Origin of the sequence: Vibrio ichthyoenteri ATCC 700023 (assembly GCF_000222605.1) — a bacterium.
GTDB lineage: Bacteria > Pseudomonadota > Gammaproteobacteria > Enterobacterales > Vibrionaceae > Vibrio > Vibrio ichthyoenteri.
This window is the reverse complement of the sequence record NZ_AFWF01000291.1, coordinates 1-2986: the sequence shown is the minus strand read 5'-3', so window position 1 is coordinate 2986 and position 2986 is coordinate 1. Positions and strand designations below refer to the sequence as shown.

The following is a 2986-nucleotide window of genomic DNA, read 5'->3' as shown; positions in this document are numbered from 1 at the left end:
TTCTAAATCTTCTTCGTTATTCTTGCTTTGAAATGTGCCGACATCGGTGATTACGCCGCTAAGTGTCGGCAAATATCCATAACTGCGCTTGGCTTGATCAATCAGGCTCAATTCGCTGGTGCTAGAGAAGCAAGACGGGATCGCCCCTGCATCTTCGATAAACATCGTTTTCAGTTCTTCAAAAGCGGTGATCACCAGCCAGTCGATGCCGTTAACATGATGGATAAACATAGGGTTTCTCAGTAATTCTAGTGCGGCGATTTTATCACTATCAGCGGCGAACGTCGTAGAGATTTCGTGGCTAAAATTGGACATTAAGTGCCACTTCGGTATGTTCACTCAGCCAATTTGAAACAGCTTGTTGTCCCTTTTAGTTTTACGCCTCGAAATGTGGTTTCAGTTAGTCAGCAATTTTAGACATCCCAAAAGTAATACGAGAAAAACGCACGATCTGACGCTATTCCCTCATGCCTCAACTTGCTACGTAAAAAGTATTCAAAATCATCAGATGCCGATATATTAGATGGTATCGTTTTTAAATAAATTTTGATTGATAAAATGACTGAACCACATACCCTCACATTGAATGATGTGACGTTTGACAAAGATACTGGTGCCATAGAGGAATATAGCGCCGATTATAAGCAGATCGTTATCCCAGATGATTTTGATGGCGCACCCGTAAGGTTAATTAAAAGTTCCGCTTTTGAAAACAAGTCGTTAATCAGCGTCTCCTTACCTGAATCGCTGACGTTTATTGATTATAGAAGTTTTAAAGGAAATGCTTTTACGACAATCACTTTCCCTCAATCAAAGATTAGCATCTCTTATCATGCGTTCGACGATGGCGTAGTAAAAGTTGTAGGCAATAAAAACCCAAAATGTTTATCTTTTAAAAATGATAATTTAAATACATTTAACAACTCTGGCATGATTACAAATGAAATTAGCGTGTCGGACATCTGTTCTTTAGACAGTTTAAATATCATTGCAGATATTTACGTCAAGTTATCAGAAAAAATTAATGAGAATATAGCCAACCATAGCATACAGGCAGAATATAACTTACTTGAATATAGCATCCGCGTCATAACCAAGGATGGCTTTAGCGATGAATCGTTCTTTGAACATTTCATTGGTCATCCAATGTTAGAGTTAAAAGTGGTTAATTTTATTCAAAATGTAAATGAATGGTGCCGAAACCAGGGTGCGACTATTTGGCAATGTGATGACCAACCTTTAGCCGAACATGCTGCTTACATTCTTTCTATGCATGATGACAAATATATCCCTCTGTATTGTGAAGTGATACTACTCAATGACATGGACCATGAGTGTTATCAAGAAGAACACATTGAAGATCTGATAGAAAAGTACGGCATATGTGAAAACACACTTTTCTTGATTGCACATCGTCTCGGCGGTGCTCGCGGGCAATGTGGTATTAACCATGCTGACGCACATCAAGAAGAAATGTTTACCTTATTCATGGAAAAACCAGAACTAAAAACGTTCTTTTTAAATACGGCTGCAAAATCAATTTATGATTCCTGTGGAGATGATATGGATTGTTTTGAAGAGTTTTTAGAGTATGCAGCAGACCTAATTGACGGTGATAATGAAAAATGGTTGAGCTCTCAACTATCACCATATAAACAATGATTCTATAACCAGCAATCAATCTCCGGCTTATGATTCCCTTTTTCAAGGGAATGGCCAAGTGGCGTTGAAAGCTCCAACTCCCACAATGACAATTCATCTACAGACCGAAAATCTTTCCTTGCGTCATTCCCGCGCAGGCGGGAATCTAGTGCGCATCGACTTGTTGTTAAGTAAATAACTATTTAGGACACACCAAAAGCAAAAGCGAGATTCCCTTCTTCAAGGGAATGACCAAGTCGCGTTGTAAGCTCTAATGCCCACAATAGCCATTCATCTACAGAGCGGAAACGCTTCCCTTGCGTCATTCCCGCGCAGGCGGGAATCTGGTGCGCATCGACTTGTTGTTAGGCTAATGACTATTTGGAACACACTAAAAGCAAAAGCGAGATTCCCTTTTTCAAGGGAATGACAAACGGGGAGCATATGAGTTGCGATTGAACGTCATCTTACTCGTTTGTGCCCCAAAGTGTTTTACGCAAGTTTTTGTGCACTGCATTTAGTTTGGCGTTTTCCTTACTTTTCCTCATGACGAAAACCTAGCTATGTCGCCAATTTTTCACTTCCACAGCAGTCATGACTTTTTATAGCGAGTTAGATTAATAGCGACAAGCCCCGAAATTATAATGACAGTGCCAATTACATGGTAGCTCTCAATATCTTCACCCAAGATTATGTAACTCAACATGGCGGCAATCACAGGCATGAAATTCATTGATAGTGAAGTTTTCATCGCGCCAATCATATCGATTGCCTTTTTCCAAAGATAAGTTGAAATGATGGAAAGGAAGAATACGGCATAGATTATGAGTGGGATTGACTCAGTAGAAGGAATATATGATTCACTAGTAACTAGCATAAGGGGAAATAATAGCACTGAAGCAACAAATAGTTGGCAATACAATAGTGTCCAACTTGACATTATTATGGGGTTCTTGTTGAGAATAATACTATATAGGGAGTAAGAAAATGTTCCGATTAGCATCAGGATATCCCCATAATTAAACTCTAAGCCATGTAAAACTTTCATGTCTCCTTTAATGAGTACATATATGACGCCGAGTAGTGATACTAACACTCCAATATATTGACCAATAGAGAGCCTAGTTTTTAGTATGATAATGCTCATTGTCAAAGTTACAGCAGGTATTAGAGAGTTAACTAATGACATATTGATGGGAGATGTATAGTGACCAGAGAAGTAAGTCATTGATTGACTTAATCCCATCCCGAAAAAGCCTAAATACAATAAAGTGAGGTGGTTTTTCTTAATGACACCAATATTCTTCTTGATTTGAGGTAGACAAATAGGTGTTAAGACTAAGAA

The 2986-nt window shown here is 38.7% G+C and carries 3 protein-coding genes; 1 reads left to right on the top strand and 2 read right to left on the bottom strand.

Annotation, left to right across the window (positions count from 1 at the left end):
• Positions 1–231, bottom strand: a 231-nt coding sequence (locus RH85_RS19265) for a hypothetical protein (protein ID WP_039949396.1), incomplete at its 3' end; no start/stop codon positions are given.
• A gap of 327 nt (positions 232–558) precedes the next feature.
• Between RH85_RS19265 and RH85_RS19260 the strand changes: the two genes are divergently transcribed.
• Complete coding sequence (locus tag RH85_RS19260) at positions 559–1662, top strand: leucine-rich repeat protein (protein ID WP_006714400.1); 1104 nt, start codon at positions 559–561, stop codon at positions 1660–1662.
• A gap of 571 nt (positions 1663–2233) precedes the next feature.
• Here the strand turns inward: RH85_RS19260 and RH85_RS19255 are convergent.
• Positions 2234–2986, bottom strand: a 753-nt coding sequence (locus RH85_RS19255; protein WP_006714399.1) for a DMT family transporter, incomplete at its 5' end; no start/stop codon positions are given.

Coding starts and splice junctions, on each gene's coding strand:
- RH85_RS19260 (WP_006714400.1), top strand. CDS start 559: ATGACTGAACCACATACCCTCACATTGAATGATGTGACGTTTGACAAA.